This window comes from Geobacillus kaustophilus, from assembly GCF_000948285.1.
Lineage (GTDB): Bacteria > Bacillota > Bacilli > Bacillales > Anoxybacillaceae > Geobacillus > Geobacillus thermoleovorans_A.
In genome coordinates this window covers 1,682,293-1,707,460 of record NZ_JYBP01000003.1, presented here as the reverse complement: position 1 = coordinate 1,707,460, position 25,168 = coordinate 1,682,293, and the positions used below count along the sequence as shown (strand labels likewise).

18 protein-coding genes are annotated in these 25,168 nt (G+C 54.1%); all 18 read left to right on the top strand.

Features of this window, described 5'->3' with window-relative positions:
- The first annotated feature begins 106 nt into the window (after positions 1 to 106).
- Entirely contained in the window at positions 107 to 1,879 is a 1,773-nt protein-coding gene (locus LG52_RS08885; protein WP_044731663.1) for a 2-oxoacid:acceptor oxidoreductase subunit alpha, read from the top strand.
- Complete coding sequence (locus LG52_RS08880; RefSeq protein ID WP_044731662.1) at positions 1,846 to 2,712, top strand: 2-oxoacid:ferredoxin oxidoreductase subunit beta; 867 nt, start codon at positions 1,846 to 1,848, stop codon at positions 2,710 to 2,712. Before LG52_RS08885 ends, LG52_RS08880 begins: the two co-directional genes overlap by 34 nt.
- A gap of 193 nt (positions 2,713 to 2,905) precedes the next feature.
- Complete coding sequence (gene miaB, locus LG52_RS08875; RefSeq protein ID WP_044733173.1) at positions 2,906 to 4,501, top strand: tRNA (N6-isopentenyl adenosine(37)-C2)-methylthiotransferase MiaB; 1,596 nt, start codon at positions 2,906 to 2,908, stop codon at positions 4,499 to 4,501.
- Positions 4,479 to 4,910 (top strand): RicAFT regulatory complex protein RicA family protein, encoded by a 432-nt coding sequence (locus LG52_RS08870; protein WP_044731661.1) that lies wholly within the window; start codon positions 4,479 to 4,481, stop codon positions 4,908 to 4,910. The genes miaB and LG52_RS08870 overlap by 23 nt, the downstream gene beginning before the upstream one ends.
- Before the next feature lie 280 nt (positions 4,911 to 5,190).
- The gene (locus LG52_RS08860) at positions 5,191 to 5,739 is read left to right on the top strand and encodes an outer spore coat protein CotE (RefSeq protein ID WP_011230804.1); all 549 of its coding nucleotides are present in this window, start codon (positions 5,191 to 5,193) and stop codon (positions 5,737 to 5,739) included.
- Positions 5,740 to 5,835: 96 nt separating this feature from the next.
- Positions 5,836 to 7,287, top strand: coding sequence for an IS1182 family transposase (locus LG52_RS08855; protein WP_231584414.1), 1,452 nt, complete (start codon positions 5,836 to 5,838; stop codon positions 7,285 to 7,287).
- Positions 7,288 to 7,403: 116 nt separating this feature from the next.
- Positions 7,404 to 10,115, top strand: coding sequence for a DNA mismatch repair protein MutS (mutS, locus tag LG52_RS08850; RefSeq protein WP_044731659.1), 2,712 nt, complete (start codon positions 7,404 to 7,406; stop codon positions 10,113 to 10,115).
- Between the two features lie 14 nt (positions 10,116 to 10,129).
- On the top strand, positions 10,130 to 12,022 hold the full coding sequence (gene mutL, locus LG52_RS08845) for a DNA mismatch repair endonuclease MutL (protein WP_044731658.1): 1,893 nt from the start codon (positions 10,130 to 10,132) through the stop codon (positions 12,020 to 12,022).
- 209 nt (positions 12,023 to 12,231) lie between these two features.
- A complete protein-coding gene (locus LG52_RS08840; protein ID WP_044731657.1) occupies positions 12,232 to 13,257 on the top strand; it encodes a LysM peptidoglycan-binding domain-containing protein in 1,026 nt (341 codons plus the stop codon).
- A 275-nt stretch (positions 13,258 to 13,532) separates the two neighbouring features.
- Positions 13,533 to 14,882 carry an MDR family MFS transporter gene (locus tag LG52_RS08835; RefSeq protein WP_044731656.1) on the top strand — a complete coding sequence of 450 codons (1,350 nt, stop codon included), beginning with the start codon at positions 13,533 to 13,535 and terminating at the stop codon, positions 14,880 to 14,882.
- Between the two features lie 212 nt (positions 14,883 to 15,094).
- Positions 15,095 to 16,792: a methyl-accepting chemotaxis protein gene (locus LG52_RS08830; protein ID WP_044731655.1), complete on the top strand. Its 1,698-nt coding sequence runs from the start codon at positions 15,095 to 15,097 to the stop codon at positions 16,790 to 16,792.
- A 194-nt stretch (positions 16,793 to 16,986) separates the two neighbouring features.
- Complete coding sequence (miaA, locus tag LG52_RS08825) at positions 16,987 to 17,934, top strand: tRNA (adenosine(37)-N6)-dimethylallyltransferase MiaA (RefSeq protein ID WP_044731654.1); 948 nt, start codon at positions 16,987 to 16,989, stop codon at positions 17,932 to 17,934.
- Between the two features lie 34 nt (positions 17,935 to 17,968).
- A complete protein-coding gene (hfq, locus tag LG52_RS08820; RefSeq protein ID WP_044731653.1) occupies positions 17,969 to 18,202 on the top strand; it encodes an RNA chaperone Hfq in 234 nt (77 codons plus the stop codon).
- Between the two features lie 312 nt (positions 18,203 to 18,514).
- Positions 18,515 to 19,447 carry a stage V sporulation protein K gene (gene spoVK / locus LG52_RS08815; RefSeq protein ID WP_044731652.1) on the top strand — a complete coding sequence of 311 codons (933 nt, stop codon included), beginning with the start codon at positions 18,515 to 18,517 and terminating at the stop codon, positions 19,445 to 19,447.
- 261 nt (positions 19,448 to 19,708) lie between these two features.
- A complete protein-coding gene (locus LG52_RS08810) occupies positions 19,709 to 21,283 on the top strand; it encodes a fatty acid--CoA ligase (RefSeq protein ID WP_044731651.1) in 1,575 nt (524 codons plus the stop codon).
- A gap of 24 nt (positions 21,284 to 21,307) precedes the next feature.
- Entirely contained in the window at positions 21,308 to 22,453 is a 1,146-nt protein-coding gene (locus tag LG52_RS08805) for an acyl-CoA dehydrogenase family protein (protein ID WP_044731650.1), read from the top strand.
- A gap of 14 nt (positions 22,454 to 22,467) precedes the next feature.
- Positions 22,468 to 23,547, top strand: a complete 1,080-nt coding sequence (locus tag LG52_RS08800) for a CaiB/BaiF CoA transferase family protein (RefSeq protein ID WP_044731649.1) — start codon at positions 22,468 to 22,470, stop codon at positions 23,545 to 23,547.
- Positions 23,544 to 25,163, top strand: coding sequence for a long-chain fatty acid--CoA ligase (locus tag LG52_RS08795; protein WP_044731648.1), 1,620 nt, complete (start codon positions 23,544 to 23,546; stop codon positions 25,161 to 25,163). Before LG52_RS08800 ends, LG52_RS08795 begins: the two co-directional genes overlap by 4 nt.
- Positions 25,164 to 25,168 lie beyond the last annotated feature (5 nt).

Sequence of the window (25,168 nt, the reverse complement as noted above, 5' to 3'; positions counted from 1 at the left end):
CATGCACGGCGCCGGCTGAAAAAGGCGTTTATAATGGTAGTTTCCTTGTCAGAAAAGTGGTACAATAGTAGCGAAAGGCTGGAGTGAATATAAAGGGGTGTAATGCATGATCGAACAGCTGTCATGGAAGGTGGGCGGCCAACAAGGGGAAGGAATTGAAAGCACAGGCGAGATTTTCTCCACAGCGCTGAACCGCCTCGGATATTACTTGTATGGATACCGTCATTTTTCTTCACGCATCAAAGGGGGTCATACGAACAACAAAATTCGCGTCAGCACAAAACCGGTGCGGGCGGTCGCTGATGATTTGGACATCTTGGTGGCGTTTGACCAAGAGACGATTGATTTCAACTTTCACGAACTTCATAGCGGCGGCATCGTCATCGCGGACGCCAAATTCAATCCGGTGATTCCGGAGGGGAAAGGAGTGGCGCTTTACGCCGTTCCATTCACCGATATCGCCACACAGCTTGGCAATCCGCTGATGAAAAACATGGTTGCCATCGGCGCGACGAGCGCGGTGCTCGACTTGGACGCCGCCGTATTCGAAAGCGTTGTCGTGGACACATTTGGGCGCAAAGGGGTGCGAGTCGTTGAGAAAAACATGGAAGCCATTCGCGCCGGAGCGCAATATATGAAAGATGAGCTCGGCAGCCAAGCGAAAACGATGAAACTGGCCAAAGCCGACGGCAAGCGGCGGATGTTCATGATCGGCAACGACGCCATCGCTTTGGGCGCCATTGCCGGCGGGGCGCGCTTTATGGCCGCCTATCCGATCACCCCGGCTTCGGAAATTATGGAATATTTGATTAAAAAGCTGCCGGATTTTGGGGGCGCGGTCATCCAGACGGAAGATGAAATCGCCGCCTGTACGATGGCGATCGGGGCTAACTATGCGGGCGTGCGGGCGTTCACCGCTTCCGCCGGACCGGGGCTGTCGCTCATGGCCGAAGCGATTGGACTGGCCGGGATGACGGAAACGCCGCTTGTTGTCGTCGATACGCAGCGGGGCGGCCCAAGCACCGGCTTGCCGACGAAGCAAGAACAATCGGACTTGCTCGCCATGATTTACGGCACGCACGGGGAGATTCCGAAAATCGTCATGGCGCCAAGCACGGTGGAAGAAGCATTTTACGATATGGCGGAAGCGTTCAACTTAGCCGAGGAATACCAATGCCCGGTCATTTTTCTGTCGGACTTGCAGCTGTCGCTCGGCAAGCAGACGGTCGAGCCGCTTGATTACGATCGGATCGAGATCCGCCGCGGCAAGCTGATGAATGGCGAGCTGCCGCCGCTTCCGGACAAAGACAATTTCAAACGGTATGAAATCACGCCGGACGGCGTTTCGCCGCGGGTGCTGCCGGGGACAAAATACGGCATCCACCATGTCACCGGGGTCGAGCATGCAGAAACAGGCCGCCCGTCAGAGACGGCGGCGAACCGCCGGACGCAAATGGAAAAACGGATGCGCAAACTCGAGCACATCCACTTCCCGATGCCGGTGCACAAACAACTCCGCCATGAAGAGCCGGATTTGCTCCTTGTTGGCTTTTTATCGACGCGCGGGGCCATTGAAGAAGCGATGGAGCGCCTCGAGCAAGACGGGGTCAAAGTCAACCATGCGCACATCCGTCTGCTTCATCCGTTCCCGGTTGACGACGTGCGGCCGCTTGTCGAGAAAGCGAAACGAGTCGTCGTCGTCGAACAAAACGCCACCGGGCAGCTGGCCAGCCTGTTGAAAATGAATGTTGGGCATGCCGACAAAATCGCCAGCGTCTTAAAATTCGACGGCAATCCGTTCTTGCCGGGCGACGTCTATACTAAATGCAAGGAGTTGTTAGCACAATGGCCACCTTTAAAGATTTCCGCAATGATGTGAAACCGAACTGGTGCCCAGGTTGCGGCGACTTTTCCGTGCAGGCCGCCATCCAGCGCGCGGCCGCCAATCTCGGGTTGGAGCCGCACGAACTCGCGGTCATTTCCGGGATCGGCTGTTCGGGGCGCATCTCCGGCTACATTCACTCTTACGGCTTCCACGGCACGCATGGCCGTGTTCTGCCGCTGGCGCAAGGAGTGAAAATGGCGAACCGCGATTTGACGGTGATCGCCGCCGGCGGGGATGGCGACGGATTCGCGATCGGCATGGGGCACACGGTTCATGCCATTCGCCGCAACATCGACATCACATACATTGTCATGGACAACCAAATTTACGGGTTGACGAAAGGACAAACATCGCCGCGCAGCGCTGCCGGCTTTCAAACGAAAAGCACGCCGCACGGGTCGATCGAGCCGGCGCTGTCGCCGCTCGAAATCGCCTTGAGCGCCGGAGCGACGTTTGTCGCGCAAGGCTTCTCAAGCGATTTAAAAGAATTGACGAGCTTGATTGAAGAAGGCGTCAAGCATAAAGGCTTTGCGCTCATCAACGTCTTCAGCCCGTGCGTCACGTACAACAAAGTGAATACGTACGAGTGGTTCAAAGAGCGGCTCGTCAAGATAAGCGACATTGAAGGGTATGACCCGTCCGACCGCGAGAAGGCGATGCAGACGGTCATGAAATACGATGGACTTGTCACCGGGATTATTTACCAAAACAAAGAACAAAAGTCGTACCAAGAGCTTGTGCCGGGCTACAGCGAGGCGCCGCTTGCCGAGGCGGAGCTGAAAATGAGCAAAGAAAAGTTCGCCGAACTCGTGGCAGAGTTTATGTAAAATATGGAAACAATCCACACCCGACGGGGGCTTGCCTCATCGGGTGTTTTTTGCTATCATGGCGTGTTCCGGGCTTCCGGAACAATTCCCATTGTGTTTCTTGGCAGTTGACGATATACTATGGTAGTGTGTAGTTGGAAGAAATTTGCCGAGAACCATCCATGATGTTGGCAGAAAGGAGATGGAGATTGGGATGAACGAAAAACAACGTTTGGAGCAAACGGGACAAATCAAAACGGAAAGCCATCCAGCGGACAGAAAATCCGCCTTGGAGCGGCTGAAAGAAAAAACGACGAAAGACTATGAGAAATATTTCACGAGCGTGTTTCTCCCGCCGAATTTAAAAGAGGCGAAGAAACGCGGCAAAGAGGAAGTCAAGTACGTCAAAGACTTTGCGATTCCTGAAGAGTTTCGCGGCATGGGGCGCGGACGGAAGTTTTACATCCGCACGTACGGCTGTCAAATGAACGAGCACGATACGGAAGTGATGGCCGGCATTTTCATGGCGCTCGGCTATGAGCCGACCGACCGCCCTGAGGAGGCAAACGTCATTTTGCTCAACACGTGCGCGATCCGTGAAAACGCGGAAAACAAAGTGTTTGGCGAGCTCGGCTACTTAAAGCCGCTCAAAACGACGAACCCGGACTTATTGCTTGGCGTGTGCGGCTGTATGTCGCAAGAAGAATCGGTCGTCAATAAAATTTTAAAGCAATACCAATACGTCGACCTCATTTTCGGCACGCACAACATCCATCGTCTGCCATACATTTTGCATGAGGCGTACATGTCGAAAGAAATGGTCGTTGAAGTATGGTCGAAAGAAGGAGACGTCGTCGAAAACTTGCCGAAGGCGCGAAAAGGAAAGATTAAAGCGTGGGTCAACATCATGTACGGCTGCGACAAGTTTTGCACGTATTGCATCGTTCCGTACACGCGCGGCAAGGAGCGAAGCCGTCGTCCAGAAGACATCATCCAAGAAGTGCGCCAGCTCGCCGCCCAAGGCTATAAAGAAATTACGCTCCTTGGGCAAAACGTCAACGCTTACGGAAAAGATTTCACCGACATCCAGTATGGACTTGGCGATTTAATGGATGAGCTGCGCAAAATTGATATTGCGCGCATCCGCTTCACAACGAGCCATCCGCGCGACTTTGACGACCGGCTGATCGAAGTGCTCGCCAAACGCGGCAACTTGGTTGAGCATATCCATTTGCCGGTGCAATCAGGGAGCACGGAAATTTTGAAAATGATGGGCCGCAAATATACGCGCGAGGAATATTTGGAGCTCGTTCGAAAAATCAAAACGGCCATTCCAGATGTCGCCTTGACGACCGACATCATCGTCGGCTTCCCGAACGAAACGGACGAGCAGTTTGAAGAAACGCTGTCGCTTTACCGCGAAGTCGAATTTGACTCGGCCTACACGTTCATCTATTCACCGCGCGAAGGCACGCCGGCGGCGAAAATGGCCGACAACGTGCCGACGGAAGTGAAAAAAGAGCGGCTTAAGCGGTTGAACGCCCTTGTTCAAGAAATCGCGGCCAAGAAAATGAAGCAATACGAAGGGCAAGTCGTCGAAGTGCTGGTGGAAGGCGAAAGCAAGACCAATCCGGATGTATTGGCGGGCTATACGCGCAAAAACAAGCTCGTCCACTTCGTCGGCCCAAAATCGCTCATTGGCCAATTGGTCAACGTGCGCATTACACAGGCGAAAACGTGGACGCTGACGGGCGAGCTAGTCAATGAAGCGATCGAGGTGAACGAATATGGCAAAATATACGCGGGATGATATCTTAGTCCAGGCGAAGCAGCTGGCGAAAATGATCGCCGAAACGGAAGAAGTCGACTTTTTCAAACGAGCGGAAGAAAAAATCCACCAAAACGAAAAAGTGCGCACGTTGATCAACGAGCTGAAATCGCTGCAAAAGCAAGCGGTCAACCTCCAGCATTACGGAAAACATGAAGCGCTGAAACGGGTTGAGGCCAAAATTGACGCCATTTACGAAGAGTTGTCGCAAATCCCGATCGTCAGTGAATTCCAGCAGTCCCAATCCGATGTGAACGACCTGCTTCAGCTCGTCGCCTCGACGATTTCGAATACGGTGACTGATGAAATTCTCGCTTCGACGGGCGGCGACGTGCTGCGCGGCGAAACCGGCGCCGCGCTTCGCTACAACAAACACAGCGGCTGCCATTGATGGCATGCGGCGCAAAAGCGTCCTTCGGGGCGCTTTTTTTCTTATGGCGCCCTCTTATAAACGCCCGACCGACATTATGAACAAAGGCGCTTTTTTTCTTATGGGCGCGCTCTCCCTTTCCCCGAACCGCGGGCGGCTGCCTGGCGGCAAAAAAGAAGGCACATCGAACGGAGCAGGCGCATACAATGAACTATACGGAATAATGATTCATTTGCTGTGCACATTAGCGGAGATGGCGCATAGGATGAAATGAAGATTCATTTGAGGAGGGTTCCGTTCGATGTCTGAATACAGAGAAATTATTACGAAAGCCGTTGTCGGCAAAGGCCGCAAGTTTACACAATCGACCCATACGGTGACGGCGCCGAACCGCCCGTCAAGCATTCTCGGCTGCTGGATCATCAACCATCGCTATGAAGCGAAAAAATGCGATAAAACGGTCGAAATTCACGGCCATTATGACATCAACGTCTGGTATTCGTACAACCACAATACAAAAACCGAAGTCGTCACTGAAACGGTGTCGTATACGGACGTCGTCAAATTAAAATATCGTGATAAAGACAATTTGATTAGCGACGACACCGATGTGATCGTCCGCGTCATCCAGCAGCCGAACTGCCTCGAGTGCACGATTTCGCCAAACGGCAATAAAATCGTTGTTGATGTTGAGCGGGAGTTTGTCGCCGAAGTGATCGGCGAAACGAAGGTGTGCGTTGCCATCAATCCGGAAGGCTGCGGCAAGGACGACGATTTTTGCGACGAGGATGACCTTGATGAAGAATTAGAAGATTTAAGCCCAGATTTGCTGCTTGGCGAAGAAGAATAAAACTAGGAAATTTCTTTCCTAGTTTCAGCTTGTCGACAAAGTCGACAAGCTGTTTTAATATATAGGTATAAGGGTATCTTGAAGGAGTGGAATAAGATGCTTCAACGTTACCAAGAAGATCGGAGACATATCGAAACAACGGTAAAAATTGATGATCTTGTTCCTGAAGACCACCTTGTTCGTAAACTAGAAAAAGCCATTGACTTCTCCTTTATCTACGATATGGTCAAGGATTTGTATTCTCCTAACCATGGACGACCAAGTCTTGATCCCGTTGTGCTGTTCAAAATGTATTTGATTCGTTACATCTTTGGGATTCGTTCGATGCGTGAAACCGTAGAACAGATTCGAACAAATGTGGCTTATCGTTGGTTTTTGGGATTGAGTCTGCATGATCCTGTGCCCCATCATTCGACACCAAGTAAAAACTACACGCGACGTTTTGCGGGAACCGATGTTTTTCAAAAGATTTTTTCAAGAATCTTGGAAGAAGCCTTTCAACACGGGCTTGTGGATCCAAGTGTCGTATTTGTCGATTCTACTCATGTGAAGGCGAGTGCGAACAAAAGAAAATTCACAACAGAAATGGCAGAAGTGGAAGCGAAAGCTTATCAAGATGAATTAGAAAAAGAAATTGAGCGAGATCGCATCGCTCATGGGAAATCCCCACTACCGCCAGAAAATGATAAAAAAAAACGAGAAATCAAAGTCAGTAAAACAGATCCAGACAGTGGGATGTTTGTGAAAAATGAACGTGAACGGGTATTTGCTTACTCTTATCACACCGCTTGTGACCGACATGGTTGGATATTACACACGTATGTCACTGCCGCCAATGTTCATGATAGCCAAGCGTTTTTTGAACTGTTTGAGCGAGTGAAGCAAGAAATCAAAGGATGCCCAACAGATGTGTGCATCGATGCCGGATATAAAACGCCAGCGATTGCGAAATACCTATTAGAACAAGAGATCCATCCGATTTGGCCATATACTCGTCCAAAGACGAAAGATGGGTTCTTCCGAAAATCTGAATTTGCATATGACGAACATTTTGACTGTTACCTTTGTCCCAATCACCAAGTGTTATCTTATTCAACAACGAATCGGGAAGGCTATCGGGAGTATAAATCAGATCCATCCATCTGTCAGGGATGTCCATCCCTTCAAAAGTGTACAGCAAGCAAAAATCATACGAAAGTCGTGACACGCCATGTTTGGCAAGAGTATTACGAAGAAGCCGAACATTTACGATATGTACCAGAACATCGCGAGTTGTATGAATTAAGGAAACAGACGATTGAACGGAATTTTGCAGATTTAAAAGAGAAGCATGGTCTGCGCTGGACGAATTACCGAGGATTGGAAAGAAACCAGATGCAGGCGATGCTTGTTTGTGCTGCCATGAATTTAAAGAAATTGGCGAACTACTTGTGGAGAAAGGGCCTCTCCTTTCTGTATGTATTCGAGTATGCATCTATTTTGGTTCGTTCATCAAGAAAAACAACCTTAAAAATGGAACAAAATGGTTATAAGACAACTGTCTTATAACCATTTTGTCAACAGTCTGAAACTAGGAAATTTCTTTCCTAGTTTTTTCTTTTGCCGCTTGTTATAATAGTAGCGCAATCAACGAGCCTTCGGGCCGAAAAGGTTGGGGAGAAGCGATGCCATCGTACACACCGATGATCCAGCAATATTTGCACATTAAAGCGCAATATCCGGACGCGTTTTTATTTTTCCGGCTTGGCGATTTTTACGAATTGTTTTTTGACGACGCCATCAAGGCGGCGCAAGAGCTGGAAATTACGCTCACAAGCCGCGATGGCGGCGGCGATGAACGGGTGCCGATGTGCGGGGTGCCGTACCATTCGGCGCAAGGATATATTGAACAGTTGATCGAAAAGGGATATAAAGTCGCCATTTGCGAACAAGTCGAAGACCCGAAAACGGCCAAAGGCGTCGTTCGCCGCGAAGTTGTGCAGCTCATCACGCCGGGGACGCTCATGGAAGGCAAAGGGCTCACCGAGAAGGAAAACCACTACTTGGCGGCGCTCACGCCGTTTGCTGATGGTACATACGGATTGGCTTACGCCGATTTGTCGACCGGCGAGGTCCGGTTGACGCTTCTTTCTTCGTGGGAGGAAGCGGCGAACGAGCTGCACGCCGTTGGAGCGCGGGAGATCATCGTTGCCACAGACAGCAGCGAAGAGTGGGTGCGCGAGCTGAAAGAGCGGTACGAGGCGGCGGTCTCTTATGAGGACGACACATCGCTATGCGACGAATGGAACGGCGTCATCGGCCATGTGGCGCAAGAAAAGCTTCGGACGGCCGCCGCCCGCTTGCTTCATTACCTTGTCCGCACGCAAAAGCGGCGGCTCGATCATTTGCAGCCGGCTGAGTTGTATCAAGTTGACCACTATATGAAAATGGACCGACATTCCAAGCTGCATTTGGAATTGGTCGAAACGGTGCGGTCAAAAGGAAGGAAAGGTTCGTTGTTATGGCTTTTGGATGAAACGGTGACAGCGATGGGCGGGCGGCTCTTAAAACAATGGCTGGACCGGCCGCTCATTGATCGGCGCGAAATCGAACGGCGCCTCGATTTTGTGGAAACGTTGAAAACGAGCTATTTTGAACGGCAGGAGCTGCGCGACAGGCTGCGTGGCGTTTACGACATTGAGCGCCTTGTCGGCCGCGTCTCCTACGGCAACGCCAACGCCCGTGATCTCGTGCAGCTGAAAAAGTCGCTTCTTCAAGTGCCGGCGCTCCGCCAGACTGTTGGCGCGCTGCCGCTCGCTGAAGCGGACAAGCTGTGCGAGCGCCTTGACCCGTGCGAAGAGCTCGTCGATTTGCTCGAGCGCTCGATTCAAGAACAGCCGCCGCTTTCCGTCAAAGAAGGGAACCTCATCAAAGACGGGTATGACAAGCAGCTCGACCGCTACCGCGACGCGAGCCGCAACGGCAAAGCGTGGATCGCTGAACTTGAGGCGAAAGAGCGGGAAGCGACCGGCATCAAATCGCTCAAAGTCGGCTACAACCGAGTGTTTGGCTACTATATTGAAGTGACAAAGCCCAATCTCCCCCTTGTTCCGGAAGGACGTTACGAGCGGAAGCAGACGCTCGCCAACGCCGAGCGCTTTATCACCCCGGAGTTGAAGGAAAAAGAGGCGCTCATTTTGGAGGCGGAAGAAAAAAGCATTGAACTCGAATATGAACTGTTTGTCGCCATTCGCGAGCAAGTGAAGCAATACATTCCGCGCCTGCAGACGTTGGCGAAAGCCATTGCCGAGCTTGATGTGCTTCAATCATTCGCAACGATCAGCGACGAGTATCGCTATGTGCGTCCGCAGTTTTCCACGGAGCGCGTCTTGGTGATTCAAGGCGGCCGCCACCCGGTTGTCGAAAAAGTGCTCGGCGCGCAAATGTACGTGCCGAATGACTGTTGCATGAACCGCGAGCGGGAAATGCTGCTCATCACTGGACCGAACATGGCTGGAAAAAGCACGTACATGCGGCAAGTGGCGCTCACCGCCGTCATGGCGCAAATCGGCTGTTTCGTTCCCGCCGAGCGGGCGGTGCTGCCTATTTTTGACCAAGTGTTCACCCGCATCGGCGCTGCTGACGACCTGTCGGCAGGACAAAGCACGTTTATGGTCGAAATGTTGGAGGCGCGCCGCGCCATCGCTCATGCGACGCAAAACAGCCTCATTTTGTTTGATGAAATCGGGCGCGGCACATCGACGTACGACGGCATGGCGCTCGCCCAGGCGATTATTGAGTACATTCACGACCATATCGGCGCGAAAACACTATTTAGCACCCACTACCATGAACTCACCGCCTTGGAGCATTCGCTCCCGCGGCTTTCGAACGTCCATGCCCGCGCCATCGAGGAAAATGGCAAAGTCGTCTTTTTGCATCAAATCGCCGACGGGCCGGCTGACAAGAGCTACGGCATTCACGTCGCTGAGCTGGCCGGGCTGCCGGCTTCGCTCATTGAACGCGCGCGGGCCATTTTAGCGGAATTGGAGAAAGCGGCGGGAAAACAGGAAGCCGCCGCAGGCAGGATGGACGATGGCGCTTTGGTGGAAGCGGGTTTGGCTTTTCAGGGGAACGAAGCGTTAGACGTTGGCCGCGCGGTTGAGCGCGAGAAGGCCTCCCGTCCGTCAGCCGGCGCGGCGCGGGATGGCGTTTTGGCGGAAGCGGCGTTTGAGCAGCTGAGCATGTTTCCTGACCTTGCCCCGGCGCCTGTGGAGCCGCCTCTTTCAAGCAAAGAGAAAAAGGCGCTCGCGGCGCTGAAAGAGATCAATTTGCTCGAGATGACGCCGCTTGAGGCGCTCAACAAACTGTATGAACTGCAAAAGCTCCTCAAGTAAAGGAGGGAGGCCCGATGGGACGCATCCGCAAGCTCGATGATCTGCTGGCAAACAAAATCGCCGCCGGCGAGGTCGTCGAGCGGCCGGCTTCGGTCGTCAAGGAGTTGGTGGAAAATGCCATTGATGCCCGTAGTACGGTCATCAACATCGAGCTTGAAGAAGCGGGAATGGCGAAAATCCGCGTCATCGACAACGGCGACGGCATGGAGGAAGACGACTGCTTGCTCGCTTTTGAACGCCATGCGACAAGCAAAATTCATGACGAGCACGATTTGTTCCGCATCCGCACGCTCGGGTTCCGCGGTGAGGCGCTGCCGAGCATCGCTTCTGTATCCGAAGTCGAGCTGACGACCGGCACGGGCAGCGGACCGGGAACGAAGCTTGTGCTTCGAGGCGGCGCACTCGTCTCCCGCGAGCGGGCGGCAGGGCGCAAAGGGACGGATATTACCGTATCGAACTTGTTTTTCAACACCCCAGCGCGCTTGAAATATATGAAAACGATCCACACCGAGCTCGGCCATGCGGCCGACGTCGTCAACCGGCTAGCGCTCGCCCATCCGGACGTATCATTTCGCCTCCGCCACCAGGGCAAAACATTGCTTGCCACCAATGGCAGCGGCGATGTCCGGCACGTGCTCGCCGCTATTTACGGCGCCGAGACGGCGAGACAAATGATCCCCATCGAAGCGGAATCGCTCGATTTTACCGTTCGCGGCTACATTTCGCCGCCGGACGTGACGCGCGCCTCGCGCAACTACATCTCGCTTGTTGTCAACGGCCGCTATGTGCGCAGCGTGCCGCTTGTGAAAGCGATTGAAGCCGGCTACTATACGCTCTTGCCGATCGGCCGCTATCCGATTGTGTTTTTATCCATTGAAATGGATCCGGTGCTTGTCGATGTCAACGTCCATCCGGCAAAGCTCGAAGTCCGCTTTAGCAAGGAAGCAGAGCTGAATGAGCTCGTGACGGACGCGATCCGCCAGGCATTTCGCGAGCGGACGCTCATTCCGTCCGTATCTGCCGACAGCAAGATGGCAAAACCAAAGGTGGAGCAGGCGGCTTGGACGTTCACTCATCGCGTCCGCGAGCCGTCTGTCTTATCGAGCGGCATCGGCGGCGGGGAAGATGCGACCGCCCCTCTTGCGCCGCTAACCGTTGACGCACCGGCTGAGCAGCCATCCGCGGCTGTGCAGACGGATGAATGGGGAATACCGGATGAACATGGGGCCGCTTTCGAGCGAAAGCAGGAAGAAGAGGTGGGAGAAGAACGGCGCGCCCTCCGCTTGACGACAGATGGGCAAGAGGCGGATAAAGCGGCGGCCGATCGCCTGCCGCCGCTTTATCCGATCGGACAATTGCATGGGACGTACATTTTGGCGGAGAACGAACATGGGTTGTATATGATCGATCAGCATGCGGCTCAAGAGCGGATCAACTATGAATATTTCCGAGAAAAACTCGGCGAAGTCACGAAGGAAGTGCAGGAGCTGCTCGTTCCGTTGATGTTTGAATATCCAGCCGACGAGTACGAGCGGATCGCCGCCTCCCGCGATGAGCTGGCGCGCTGCGGCGTGTTTCTTGAGCCGTTTGGGCCGCGGGCGTTTCTCGTTCGCTCCCATCCGACGTGGTTTCCGAAAGGGAGAGAAAAGGAAATCATCGAGGAAATGATCGAACAAGTGTTGGCGGCAAAAACGGTCGACATCAATCAATTGCGCGAACAAGCGGCCATCTTAATGAGCTGCAAGCGCGCCATTAAAGCAAACCAACATTTGCGCCAGGATGAACTGTTCGCTTTGCTTGAGGCGCTGCGGCAGACGACGGACCCATTTACTTGTCCGCACGGCCGGCCGATCATCGTCCATTTTTCGACATATGAAATTGAAAAACTATTTAAACGGGTGATGTAGCCTGCGCCCCCTTTTGCGCGACAAAGGGGGTGCTTTTTGTAATCGTTTTGTAATCTACTTTTATTCTTTCTGTTACAGACGGATTGCTTTGATTTTACTATAATGGCTCATGTGCAGGCATACATGGTGAATTTTGTAGAGTGATAGCGAATTTTGTATAAACATGGATACACAAAGATAGATACATCGACGTCATAGGGGGATGCAGCATGAAAAAAACAGTGGTATTGACAAGCACGTTGATCGGTTCCTTGTTGGCCGGCCACGCGGCATCGGCGGCGAGCTATACGGTGCAAAAAGGCGATACGCTTTGGAAGATTGCACGGCAATCCGGCACGACGGTCGCAGCGTTAAAGCAAGAAAACGATTTGTCTTCGGATTTGATTTTTCCCGGACAAGTATTGCGCGTCAATGAGCCAAATGAATCGAACGAAACTTCTTCGAATGCATATACGGTCGAGCCTGGTGATACGTTAAGCGGAATCGCCCGCAAGTTTGGCACGACTGTGGATGCGCTGCTCAAGCTCAATCCAAGCATTACGAACCCAGACTTCATTCGCGCTGGGCAGAAGCTTCAAGTAGCAGGGGGACAAGAACGTTCCAATACATACAATGTGCAGCCGGCAGCCGTGCCGACAAGCGGCCGGTACATCGTGCAGGCGGGGGATACGATGTTGGGAATTGCGAACAAGTTTCAAACGACGGTCGACCGTCTATTGGCGCTGAATCCGCAAATTACAAACCCGAACACCATCCGCATTGGCCAAGCCATTAAAGTGGCGGGCGGAACGGCTGATGTCCGGGAGGCCAAGCAGCAAGTATCGGCCGCCAACTCGGCTGTTGCCGAGTCGTCCGCATCGTTTGCCGACCGAATCATCGATATTGCAGAAAAATATTTGGGAGCGCGCTATTTGTACGGAGCAAGCCCATCGCGCACCGATGTGTTTGACTGCTCATCGTTTACGATGCGCGTTTTTGGCGAAGCCGGCATTTCGTTGCCGCGCACATCCACCGCTCAGGCGCAAGCGGGAAGAACGGTGTCGTTTGGCCAGTTGCAAAAAGGCGACCTCGTCTTTTTTGACACCGATTCAAACGGGTCGATCAACCATGTCGGCATTTACGCTGGCAACGGGCAAATGATCAACGCGACCGTTTCGTTGGGCGTTGCGTATTCATCGCTGACGTCGTCCTATTGGAAAACGCGGTATGTAAAAGCGGTTCGAGTCATCAACTAAATGAAAGACGATGAACGCAGCTGTTCGCGCGAAGCCTTAGGCGCTTCGGTGAACAGCTTTTTTGTTGTTCGTGCGAGTGAAAGCCGAATCCAAAAAAGAAGCAGGATGATGCCTCGGAAAACGGGTTGGCGGTTTTGAGGCTTTCTGTTTTTAAGGTGACAAAAAACAGCAACAAACACAAATAGTCCGACTTTCTGGCGCGTATCATTTGGTGCCATGATGATTCATCATGTAAAATAAGATATTCATAGGTGATCAAAAAGGAGTGCATTGGTATGAACAGCCGCCTGTCCGTGATGGTGAGCATCGTGCTCGCTATGCTTGTCGCCTCGATGGATACGACGATCATGAACACGACGATGCCGATCATCGCCAAAGAACTTGGAGGTTTTTCTTTGTACGCCTGGGCGTTTGCGTCATACATGATTACAACGACCGTCCTGTCGCCGATTGCCGGCCGTCTGTCCGACCTGTTTGGCCGCAAAAACGTATTCAGCTTTGGCATCATTTTATTTTTGATCGGCTCGCTTCTTTGCGGTTTGTCGCAAAATATGGTGCAACTCGTTTTGTTCCGCGCCGTACAAGGGGTCGGAGCTGGGTTTATGATGCCGTTTCCGGCCATTATCGCCGGCGATTTGTTTCCGGTGGAAAAGCGCGGAAAGATCCAGGCGTTTTTTACCGCCATGTGGGGCATTTCCGCCGTCTTGGCGCCGCTTTTAGGTTCGCTGTTTGTCGAATACGCGACATGGCGCTGGATTTTTTATGTCAATATTCCGATTTGCTTGCTCTCGCTTTTGACGCTGCTCCCATATAAAGAGGTATATGAACCGAAGCGGGCGGCGGTCGATTACATGGGGGCTGCGTTGTTTGCGGCGGCGGTCAGTTTGCTTTTGCTTGTTACCGTCGTTGCGCGGGGGCGATGGTGGTACGGGGCGGCCGGCGCGCTCTTGCTTGTTGCGTTTTACTTTTTCGAAAAACGGCAGCCGTCTCCGCTCGTGCCGCTGTCGCTTGTCCAGCACCGGACGCTCAAATGGATGAACATTAACGGCTTTGTCAGCTGCGTTGCGCTGTTTGGGACGTCAAGCTACATCCCGCTCTTTTTGCAAAACGTCGCCCACTTGTCCGTATTTATAAGCGGCGTCGCCTTGCTTGGCTCGTCCATTGGCTGGATGATTGCCGCCGTGCCGGCGGGGAAATGGATTTTGCGCTATGGCTACCGTCCGCTTCTCATCATCGGCAATGTGCTGCTCGTTGCGTCCGGTTTGCTTCTTGCACTGCTTAACGAGAGCCATGGGTTTTGGTACGTTTTCCTCATCATGTTTGTTCAAGGGCTGTCGTTCGGGTTGACGTCGACCGTCGGCGTCATCGGCTCGCAGCAGCTTGCCGACGCTCATGAAAAAGGAATTGCGACGTCCTTTTTTATGTTTTGCCGCAATATCGGCACGGCGATCGGCGTGACCGTCATGGGAGCGTTTTTGACGAAGGCGCCGACGTTTATGGCCGGCATTCATCATTTGTTTTTGTTCGGCCTCATTGGCAGCATCGCGGCGCTTGTCACCTCGCTTTTCATTCATGATGAAGCCGAAGCCGGCCGGAACACGTGGCAGCCGGAAGGGACGGCGTAAGGCGGGAAAGCAGCATGGGTGCGGCCTGTTTGCGCTTCTTACGAGTTTACGGTGAAAGAGGAGGCTCATTGAGAAAATCCAGTTGATGTTCCCAATGAAGCAGGCCTTTTCATCAAGATGGCGAAAGAGCCAAAAAAATACTAAACATTGGCTGTTATCATCCGATAATGTAGATGGAACAACATACTGATTCACAGACGGAGGACTTGCCAATGAACATGAAAATGACCGTGCGCAAAAAACTGTTGGCTGGCTTCGGCCTCGTCTACGTGTTGATCGCGCTGCTAGTCGGGTTTTCTTATTACGAGATTTCGACTCTTGATCGTATGTACACCGATGTGATCGATAAACGGGTGACGAAGCTTGTCAATGCCAAAGAACTTGAAGTATTGATCCGCCGCGAGGTCGGCAGCATGCGCGGCTATTTGTTGACCGGCGATGAGAAGTCAAGGGAAAACTTTGAAAAAGCGCATGAGGAGTACAAGAAAATAAGCAAAACGCTTGCGGCGGAGCTGGCCCGGGAAGAAACGAAACAGCTGCTTGCCGAGCTCGATTTGCTGGAACAGCAGTTTTACGAACTTGGGCAAAAAACGTTCAACTTAAAAGCGCAAAACAAACCAGAGCAGTACATCGCCCTTGTGACCACAACTGGGCGCGACTTAACGACTCAATTTGATGAAAAGGTGAATCAATTGGTCGCTCTCCAGCAGCGGGAAATGAAGGAGGCGAATGACGATGCGAGCGCATCGGCGGCAGCGGTCCAGCGGCTGATCATCATCGTCGGCTTGTTGACGGCGGCGGCTGGAGCGGCAGTCAGCTACTTCATCAGCCGTTCGCTTTCCCGCCCGCTATTGGCGCTGTCGGAAGCGGCAAAGCGGATCGCCGCCGGCGATTTGACGGACGGGCGGCTCTCGGTTCGCAACCGCGACGAAATCGGCGAGCTGGCCGCTTCGTTTGAACAAATGGCAAAAAACTTGCGCGAAGTGCTCCAGGAAGTGGCGCAAAATGCCGAGCAAGTCGCCGCTTCGTCGGAGGAGCTGGCAGCGAGCGCCGAACAGACGAGCAAGGCGACCGAGCAAATCGCCATGACGATACAGAGTGTTGCTTCCGGCATGGACAAGCAAATGCAAAGCGTGGAAGAAACGTCCGCCGCCGTCGATTCGATGTCTGAGAGAATCGAGCAAATTTCCGGACGGGCGCAAAGCGTGTCCGCCATCGCTGCTGAGGCGTCAAGGCAAGCGGCTGAGGGCGGGCAAACGATCGAGGCGGGCGTCGCGCAAATGAACAAAGTGAACGATACGGTCGAGCGGCTGGCTGACCTCATTAAAGGGCTTGGCCACCGTTCCGAGCAAATCGGCTCGATCATCGAAGCAATCCGCAGCATCGCAGCGCAGACGAACTTGCTCGCCTTAAACGCCGCCATTGAGGCGGCGCGCGCCGGCGAGCACGGGCGCGGTTTTGCCGTCGTCGCCGATGAGGTGCGGAAGCTCGCCGAACAATCGGCCCAATCGGCCCAGCAAATCGCGGAATTGATCGCCGCCATCCAAGAAGAAACGGTTCATGCCGTCCAATCGATGGAGTCGGTCGTCAACGAAGTGACGGCCGGAACGAACGTCATTCGCGCCTCGGGTGAAACGTTCGCCCGCATCCGTTCCGCCGTGGACGAAGTTGCGGGGCAAATCCGCGACGTATCCACCGCGGTCAGCGACATGGTCTCTTCTTCAGAGCAAATGGTGCGCTCCGTCCGGCTTGTCGCCGATGTGGCCGAGTCGACATCGGCCGGTGCGCAGGAGGTGTCGGCGGCGACTGAGGAACAGCTGGCCTCGATGGAGGAAATTTCAGCTTCGGCCGCGTCGCTCTCGAAAATGGCCGACGATTTGCAGGCGATTGTCAACAAGTTTTCATTATGATGAGCGCCTTTTATGGCGTTCATTTTTTTCATATGGTTATGGCGAAAGGGAAGAAAGGCGATTTTTCGTGTGGCCATGTATAAAACGATTTGCGGATGGCGAAAACGTGTATGAAAGAAATGGTTCCATGCACAGCTGTTTTTATGTATAATGATGGTTGACACAAGTTCAACAACAGAAAGCAGTGACGCGCTATGGCTGAAAAAGTCGCCGTCATCGTCGGGCCGACGGCGGTCGGCAAAACGAAGCTCGGCATCGCGTTGGCGAAAAAGCTGGGCGGAGAGGTCATCAGCGGCGATTCGATGCAAATTTATAAAGGGATGGACATTGGCACGGCGAAAGTGAAGCCCGCTGAGACGGAAGGAATCCCGCATCATTTGCTGGACATCAAAGAGCCGTGCGAACCGTTTTCCGTCGTCGAATTTCAGCGGCTTTGCCGTGCGCTCATCACCGAGATTTCAGCGCGCGGCCGGTTGCCGATCATCGTCGGCGGCACCGGGCTGTACATTCAGGCCGCCCTTTACGATTACCAATTTTCCGCCGCCCCTTCCGACGAAGCGTACCGCCGGGCGCTCAAACAGCTGGCGGCCGAGCAAGGAGCCGAAGCGCTTCACCGGCGGCTTGAGGCGGTTGATCCAATCAGTGCGGCCCGCATTCATCCGCACAACATCCGCCGCGTCATCCGCGCCTTAGAAGTGTATCATTGCACTGGAAAGCCGTTCAGCGAGTGGCAGCAAGGGCAGCCAAAGCGGCTTTTGTATGAGGCGGCCATCGTTGGCTTGACGGCGGAGCGGGAGGTACTTTACCGCCGCATCAACGAGCGGGTCGATGAGATGATCGCCGCAGGGTTGATCAAGGAGGCGAGGGCGCTTTATGACCGAGGCCTGCGCGACTGCCAGGCGGTGCAAGCCATCGGCTACAAGGAGCTGTACGACTATTTTGACGGCCGCGTTTCCCTTGATGAAGCGATCGAGCAGCTGAAACAAAATTCGCGCCGCTATGCGAAACGACAGCTCACCTGGTTTCGCAATCAAATGCCGGTGAAATGGTTTGACATGACCGACGCCGGGCAGTTTGCCGCCAAGGTGGAGGAAATTTCTCGCTATGTAGCAGGAAAGCTTCAACTTGAAGCGAATATATAATTATATCCTTAGAGAGAAAAGAGGAGGACGTTTGATGAAAAATGCGATCAATATTCAAGACCAGTTTTTAAACCAGCTGCGCAAAGAGGGCATTCAAGTGACCGTCTTCTTATTGAACGGCTTCCAACTGCGCGGGTACATTAAAGGGTTTGACAACTTCACCGTACTTTTGGAAGTGCAAGGAAAACAACAGCTCATTTACAAGCACGCCATTTCGACGTTTGCGCCGGAGCGGAACATCCATTTTGAAACCGAACAGCAAAGCTGATGGTACATAAGCTGTCAGAAAAAGGCGTCTTCCTTTACGGAGGGCGTCTTTTTCTTGTTGATGGAGCGGGCGTTGCCGCATTCCCCTTCTCCTGAAGCGTGGGCGCCGCTTTTTCATTTCCGATGCGTAAACCGCCGTTTTGATGAATAAACATATACAAACTTTTTTCCGCTATAGCCGACCTGCTGTTTGTTTGGGCGATTGTCACGGATCGGCGGCGGCGTACGTATACTAGTAACGAAAAGGCAAGGCGTCAAAAGCCAAGTCGGAACGGGTGCGGATGGCAGAAAACGGGAAGCGAGGTGACGCCCCTTGTCAGAATTGACGATGAACAAGGCGAAAGGGCAAATCAACATCGTGTTGAACTCCAAAACGGTAAACCATTTAGTGAAAGAAGAGAGAAACGACTGGCTCGATGGCGAAGAGCATCAGGCGCTCCGCAATATTCAAAAGGAGCTTGATCAACTGATCGGCCTTGATCATGTCAAAAAAATCATCAAGGAAATTTACGCCTGGCTGTACATCAACCGGCTGCGCAAGGAGAACGGCTTAAAGGCCAACCGCCAGGCGCTCCATATGATTTTCAAAGGCAATCCCGGCACCGGCAAAACGACGGTGGCGCGCTTGCTCGGCAAGCTGTTTTTTGAGATGAACGTGCTGTCCAAAGGGCATTTCATCGAGGCGGAACGGGCCGATTTGGTCGGAGAGTACATCGGGCATACGGCGAGCAAAACGCGCGATTTGATCAAAAAAGCGCGCGGCGGAATTTTGTTCATCGATGAAGCGTATTCGCTCGCCCGCGGCGGGGAAAAAGACTTCGGCAAAGAAGCAGTCGATACGCTCGTCAAAGGGATGGAAGACTATTGCGACGACTTGGTTGTGATTTTGGCCGGCTATCCGAAAGAAATGGACTATTTTTTGTCGCTGAATCCCGGCTTGCCGTCGCGATTTCCTCTCACGATCGAATTTCCCGATTATACGGTCGAGGAGCTCGTGCAAATCGCCAAGCAAATGTTGCGCGAGCGCGAGTATGAAATGACGCCGGAAGCGGAGCGGAAACTGTACATTCATCTCGAAGGGACGCTGGAAGCGACCGGCCGCCTCAAGTTCAGCAACGGCCGCTATGTGCGCAACTTAATCGAAAAAGCGATCCGCAAGCAGGCGGTCCGTCTGTTGCATGAAGGACGATATGACAAAAAAGAACTGATGACGATCCGTGACCGCGATTTAGTGATTCATGCTTGAACGCTCATCCACCTACGCTCACGCGTGGAAGTGAGGGTCTTCTCGGCGTGAGATGATAAAAAACAAAGGAGGCGCCTCTTTCTTTTTCTTGTCGAAAGAAAGAGGTCTTCCTTTCTTTATTTGTGCCGCAAAAAAAGAGGAATGCGATCAAAAAGAGCGAATACATAAACAGCGGGGGGCATCATACACCTATTTATCTGAATTATCTGTCTAGTGGATCTGCACGCCCTGCGTCCATTCGGAGAAAAGGGGGGAAGGCGCTTGTACATGACGATTGGGGAGATGTTTTCCCAGACAGTGCGAAAGTTTCCAAACCGGGAGGCGGTCGTCGACGCGGCGACCGGACGCCGCTATACGTATGCTGAATGGGAGAGGGAAGTGAACCGGTGGGCGAACGCGTTTTTGGAAGCGGGCGTACGCAAGGGAGATCGCATCTCGACGGTGCTGTATAATACGCTTGAGCTCGCGACTGCCTTGTTTGCCTGCGCCAAAATTGGGGCGGTGTTCAATCCGATCAACTTCCGGCTGAAAGCAGAAGAAATCGCCTATATTTTGACAGACGCCGAGCCGAAAATCGTGCTGTTTGAACGGGCGGTGGAACCAGAACTTGCCGCGATTCACAGCCGTTTTCCGCACGTGTCATTTTGGTCGATCGACCGCGATCCGCCGCCGTTTGCCAAAAACGCTCACGAGCAGGCTGCGCGGACCTCAGAGGAAGCGCTGCGCATTCATGTGGAAGAGAGCGACCTTTATGCCATTATGTATACAAGCGGCACGACCGGGCGGCCGAAAGGGGTCATGCACCGCCACCGCGACATGATTGAGCAAAGTGTCATTTGCCATGGCGTGATGCGCATCCGCGAGACAGACCGCGGGCTGGCGGCGGCGCCGCTGTTCCATTGCGCCGAGCTGCATTGCTGCTTGCTGCCGCGCGTGCATGCCGGAGCGTCGAGCGTCATTTTGCACCATTTCGACGCCAAGCTCGTGCTTGAAACGATCGAACGGGAGCGGATTACGATCATGTTCGGAGCCCCGACGATGTGGAACATGATCTTGCAGGAGAATGTAAGCGGTTACGATTTATCTTCGCTTCGCCTCGGCTTATACGGAGCTGCTCCGATGGCTCCGGCGCTTGTCAGACAATGCCAAGAGCAGCTCGGCATCGAGCTGATTCAAGCGTACGGCATGACGGAAATGGGGCCGGCGGTGACGTTTTTGCTCGAAGACGAGCAGCTTGCGAAACCCGGTTCCGCCGGACGCGCCTGCCTGAACCATGAGATCCGCGTCGTCCGCGCGCGTGAAGACGGGCCGTCCGACCCGGACGATGTGCTGCCGCCGTACGAAGTCGGCGAAATTGTGATGCGTGGGCCGTGCATGATGATGGGTTACTACAAGCGCGAGGAAGCGACGGAAAAAGCGTTGTACAAAGGTTGGTACCATTCCGGCGACCTCGGCTACCTTGATGAAGAGGGCTATTTGTATGTCGCCGACCGGGTTGATGACATGGTGATCAGCGGCGGGGAAAACGTCTATCCGCGCGAAGTCGAGGACGTATTGTACGAGCATCCAAAAGTGCTTGATGTCGCTGTACTCGGCGAGCCGGATGAGTTGTGGGGCGAAAAAGTCGTCGCCTTCGTCGTCAAAAAAGATGACCTCTTGACCGCCGATGAGCTCGAGCAGTATTGCAAAACGAGCGACCGCCTCGCTCCGTACAAACGTCCGCGCGCCTACTATTTCATCGATGCCCTGCCCCGCAACGCGAGCGGGAAAATCCAAAAGTTTTTGCTGCGCGAACAGCTGAAAAAACAGGCGGCGGGGGGAACGGAGAAAACGTGACCGAACAGAAGAGAGGGATGAACGGTGGCAGCCCGCTATTTGCGTGAGGAGCACCATATGTTCCGCGCGGCGTTCCGCAAATTTTTGGAAAAAGAAGCGTACCCGCATTATAACGATTGGGAGAAGCGCGGCATCATTCCGCGTTCGTTTTGGGCGAAGATGGGTGAAAACGGCTTTCTTTGCCCGTGGGTCGATGAGAAGTATGGGGGGCTAAACGCCGATTTCGCTTACTCCGTCGTCATCAATGAAGAACTGGAAAAAGTCGGATCGAGCCTAGTCGGCATCGGTTTGCACAACGACATCGTCACGCCGTATATCGCGTCGTACGGCACGGAAGAGCAAAAAGCGCGCTGGCTCCCAAAATGCGTCGCTGGCGAGCTCATTACGGCGATCGCCATGACCGAGCCGGGGGCGGGTTCGGATTTGGCCAACATTTCGACAACGGCAATCAAAGACGGTGACTACTACATCGTCAACGGGCAAAAAACGTTTATCACGAACGGCATCCATGCCGACTTGATCATTGTCGCCTGCAAAACCGATCCGCAGGCGAAGCCGCCGCACCGCGGCATCAGCCTGCTCGTCGTGGAGCGGGATACGCCGGGGTTTACGCGCGGCCGGAAGCTGGAGAAAGTCGGGCTGCACGCCCAAGATACAGCCGAGCTGTTTTTTCAAGACGCGAAAGTGCCGGCATATAATTTGCTCGGCGAGGAAGGAAAAGGTTTTTACTATTTGATGGAAAAGCTCCAGCAGGAGCGGCTCGTTGTCGCCATCGCCGCCCAAACGGCGGCAGAGGTCATGTTTTCGCTCACGAAGCAGTACGTTAAACAGCGGTCGGCGTTCGGCAAACGAGTGAGCGAGTTTCAAACCGTCCAGTTCCGCCTTGCGGAAATGGCGACGGAGATCGCCCTCGGGCGCACGTTTGTCGACCGCGTCATTGAAGAGCATATGGCGGGAAAACAGATCGTCACCGAAGTGTCGATGGCGAAATGGTGGATTACCGAGATGGCGAAACGCGTCGCCGCCGAGGCGATGCAGCTGCACGGCGGCTACGGCTATATGGAAGAATACGAGATCGCCCGGCGCTACCGCGATATCCCTGTAAGCGCCATTTATGCCGGGACGAACGAGATGATGAAAACGATCATCGCCCGGCAGCTAGATTTGTAGAAAGAGGGAAAGATATGCTCCATGGCATTGTTGTCGTTGATTTTTCCCATTACTTGCCAGGTCCGTTTGCGAGCTGGCGCCTCGCCCAGCTCGGAGCCGAAGTCATCAAAATCGAGCCCCCGTCCGGCGACCGGCTGCGCCCGTTCGCCGGGGGCCGGATGTTTGCCGCTTACAACGCCGGCAAACAAAGCGTCGCCCTTGATTTAAAGACGGAGGCGGGGCGCGAGCAAGCCCGGCGGCTCGCCGCCCGTGCCGATGTGGTGATTGAAAGCTTCCGCCCGGGGGTGATGGCGCGGCTTGGGCTTGGCTATGACGACATCTGCCGCGACAACGAAGGGATCATTTACTGCTCGATCAGCGGCTTCGGTCAACAGAGCAGCCGCTCATTGCTTGGCAGCCATGATCTGAACTACATGGCGCTCTCCGGTTTGCTTGCGCAGCTCGCCGATAAACGCGGCCGACCGGTTCATCCGAAGATCACGCTTGCCGATTTTATCGGCGGCATGGCGGCGGCCGAGCGCGTGTTGGTGGCGCTGTTTGCCCGCGAGCGGACCGGCAAGGGGGCTTATCTTGACGTCTCGCTTGTGGACGGATTGGTCGCGATGATGGCCGGCCATTTTGCCATTGAGCACAGCTGCGGGCTGGACAACGGCCTTGTCGAGCTTTCCGGGGAGGTGGTGTGCTATCAGCTGTATGAGACAAAAGACGGACGCTATATGAGTTTAGCGGCGCTTGAGCCTCACTTTTGGCGGCGGTTTTGCGAAGCGGTCGGCCATCCGGAATGGACGGAGGCGCAATGGGCGCCGGCCCGGCCGGGGGAAGCCGTATATGATGGGCTCGTCGCTTTGTTCCGCGAAAAGACGATTTCCGAATGGAGCGCGTTCGCCGAAGCGATTGACGCCTGCCTTGCTCCGGTGCTGGAGACGGGTGAGGCGAAGGCGCTGTTTGCTGACAGCCGGCTCCGCCATCTCGTCCGGCTGCAGCCAAACGGAGCATGGACGGCCGCACATGGGCCGGACGGCCAATGGGGCGGTGTGGCGGCTCCGGACATTAATGAACATGCTTATTTGTTAGGGGAGGGGAATGAATCATGATGAAAACACCGTTAAACATTTCCATGATGCTTGAGCGGGCGGAGCTGTTTTTCCCGAAAAAGCAAGTCGTTTCGCGCATGAAAGGAGGCGTCGTCCGCCATACATACAAGGAGATCGGCGAGCGGACGCGCAGGCTGTCAAGCGTGTTGAAGCGGCTCGGGGTGGAAGTCGGCGACCGCGTCGGCACGTTCGCCTGGAACCATCACCGCCATTTGGAAGCGTATTTTGCCATTCCGGGCATCGGGGCGGTGCTCCATACGATCAACATCCGCCTCTCGCCGCAGCATATCGCGTACATCATCAACCATGCCGATGACCGCGTGCTGCTGATCGATGATGATTTGCTGCCGGCAATTGAAGCGGTCAAGGACGAAATCCCGAACGTGCGCGCCTTCATCGTCATGACCGATGCCGACGAGCTGCCGGAAACGACGTTGTCGCCGGTGTACCATTACGAGAAACTGCTTGCTGAGGGCGATCCGGCGTTTCCGTTCTTCAAAGACCTCGATGAATACCAACCGGCTGGTATGTGCTATACGTCGGCGACAACCGGAAATCCGAAAGGAGTCGTCTACACGCACCGGAGCACGGTTCTGCACGCAATGGCGCTAGGGCTGGCTGACACGCAAGGATTGTCCGAGCGCGATGTCGTCATGCCGGTTGTGCCGATGTTTCACGTCAACGCGTGGGGGCTGCCGTTTGCCGCCGCTTGGTTCGGTTCGACGATTGTCATGCCGGGGCCAGCGTTTACCCCGAAAGTGCTTGCCGAGCTGATTGACGCCGAACGGGTGACGATCACCGCCGGCGTGCCGACGATTTGGCTTGGACTCTTGCAAGAACTCGAGAAAGGAAACTACGATGTAAGCAGCTTAACGCGCGTCATTTGCGGCGGATCGGCAGCTCCGAAAGGGGTCATCCGGGCGTTCGAAGAAAAGTACGGCATTCCGTTCATTCACGCGTACGGCATGACGGAAACGAGCCCGCTTGTGCTCGTGTCGCGCCCGAAAAGCTATCAAGACGGGCTGTCGTACGAGGAGAAACTGGACATTCGCGCCAAGCAAGGGCTGCTCGCGCCAGGGCTTGAGATGAAAGTGATCGGCCGAAACGGGCCGGTTCGTTGGGACGGGCAGGAAATGGGCGAGCTTTGCCTGCGCGGACCGTGGATTGCCTCTGAGTATTACAACGATGAGAGAACGAACGAAGCATTTCGCGATGGCTGGCTGCATACCGGCGATGTCGTCACCGTCGACGAAGAAGGATTCGTCAAAATCGTCGATCGGACAAAAGACGTCATTAAAAGCGGCGGCGAATGGATTTCGTCCGTCGACTTGGAAAACGCGCTCATGGCGCACGAGGCGGTGTTTGAAGCGGCGGTTGTCGCCGTGCCGCACCCGAAATGGCAGGAGCGGCCGATTGCCTGCGTCGTGCTGAAAGAAGGAAAAAGCGTGACGAAGGAAGAGCTGTACGACTTTTTGCGCCCGCAATTTACGAAATGGTGGCTGCCGGATGACATTGTGTTTCTCGATGAAATTCCAAAAACGAGCGTCGGCAAATTTTTGAAGCGGAAACTGCGCGATGAGATGGCGGCGCGTTATGCCGATGCGGCGACGGAGTAAAGGAG

Excerpts from the sequence above, each read along its gene's own strand:
- mutS (WP_044731659.1), top strand. The coding sequence starts at position 7,404 with ATGCCATCGTACACACCGATGATCCAGCAATATTTGCACATTAAAGCG.
- miaA (WP_044731654.1), top strand. The coding sequence starts at position 16,987 with ATGGCTGAAAAAGTCGCCGTCATCGTCGGGCCGACGGCGGTCGGCAAA.
- LG52_RS08860 (WP_011230804.1), top strand. The coding sequence starts at position 5,191 with ATGTCTGAATACAGAGAAATTATTACGAAAGCCGTTGTCGGCAAAGGC.
- LG52_RS08855 (WP_231584414.1), top strand. The coding sequence starts at position 5,836 with ATGCTTCAACGTTACCAAGAAGATCGGAGACATATCGAAACAACGGTA.
- hfq (WP_044731653.1), top strand. The coding sequence starts at position 17,969 with ATGAAAAATGCGATCAATATTCAAGACCAGTTTTTAAACCAGCTGCGC.
- LG52_RS08800 (WP_044731649.1), top strand. The coding sequence starts at position 22,468 with ATGCTCCATGGCATTGTTGTCGTTGATTTTTCCCATTACTTGCCAGGT.
- LG52_RS08830 (WP_044731655.1), top strand. The coding sequence starts at position 15,095 with ATGAACATGAAAATGACCGTGCGCAAAAAACTGTTGGCTGGCTTCGGC.
- LG52_RS08880 (WP_044731662.1), top strand. The coding sequence starts at position 1,846 with ATGGCCACCTTTAAAGATTTCCGCAATGATGTGAAACCGAACTGGTGC.
- mutL (WP_044731658.1), top strand. The coding sequence starts at position 10,130 with ATGGGACGCATCCGCAAGCTCGATGATCTGCTGGCAAACAAAATCGCC.
- LG52_RS08885 (WP_044731663.1), top strand. The coding sequence starts at position 107 with ATGATCGAACAGCTGTCATGGAAGGTGGGCGGCCAACAAGGGGAAGGA.
- LG52_RS08840 (WP_044731657.1), top strand. The coding sequence starts at position 12,232 with ATGAAAAAAACAGTGGTATTGACAAGCACGTTGATCGGTTCCTTGTTG.
- LG52_RS08870 (WP_044731661.1), top strand. The coding sequence starts at position 4,479 with ATGGCAAAATATACGCGGGATGATATCTTAGTCCAGGCGAAGCAGCTG.
- LG52_RS08795 (WP_044731648.1), top strand. The coding sequence starts at position 23,544 with ATGATGAAAACACCGTTAAACATTTCCATGATGCTTGAGCGGGCGGAG.
- miaB (WP_044733173.1), top strand. The coding sequence starts at position 2,906 with ATGAACGAAAAACAACGTTTGGAGCAAACGGGACAAATCAAAACGGAA.
- LG52_RS08835 (WP_044731656.1), top strand. The coding sequence starts at position 13,533 with ATGAACAGCCGCCTGTCCGTGATGGTGAGCATCGTGCTCGCTATGCTT.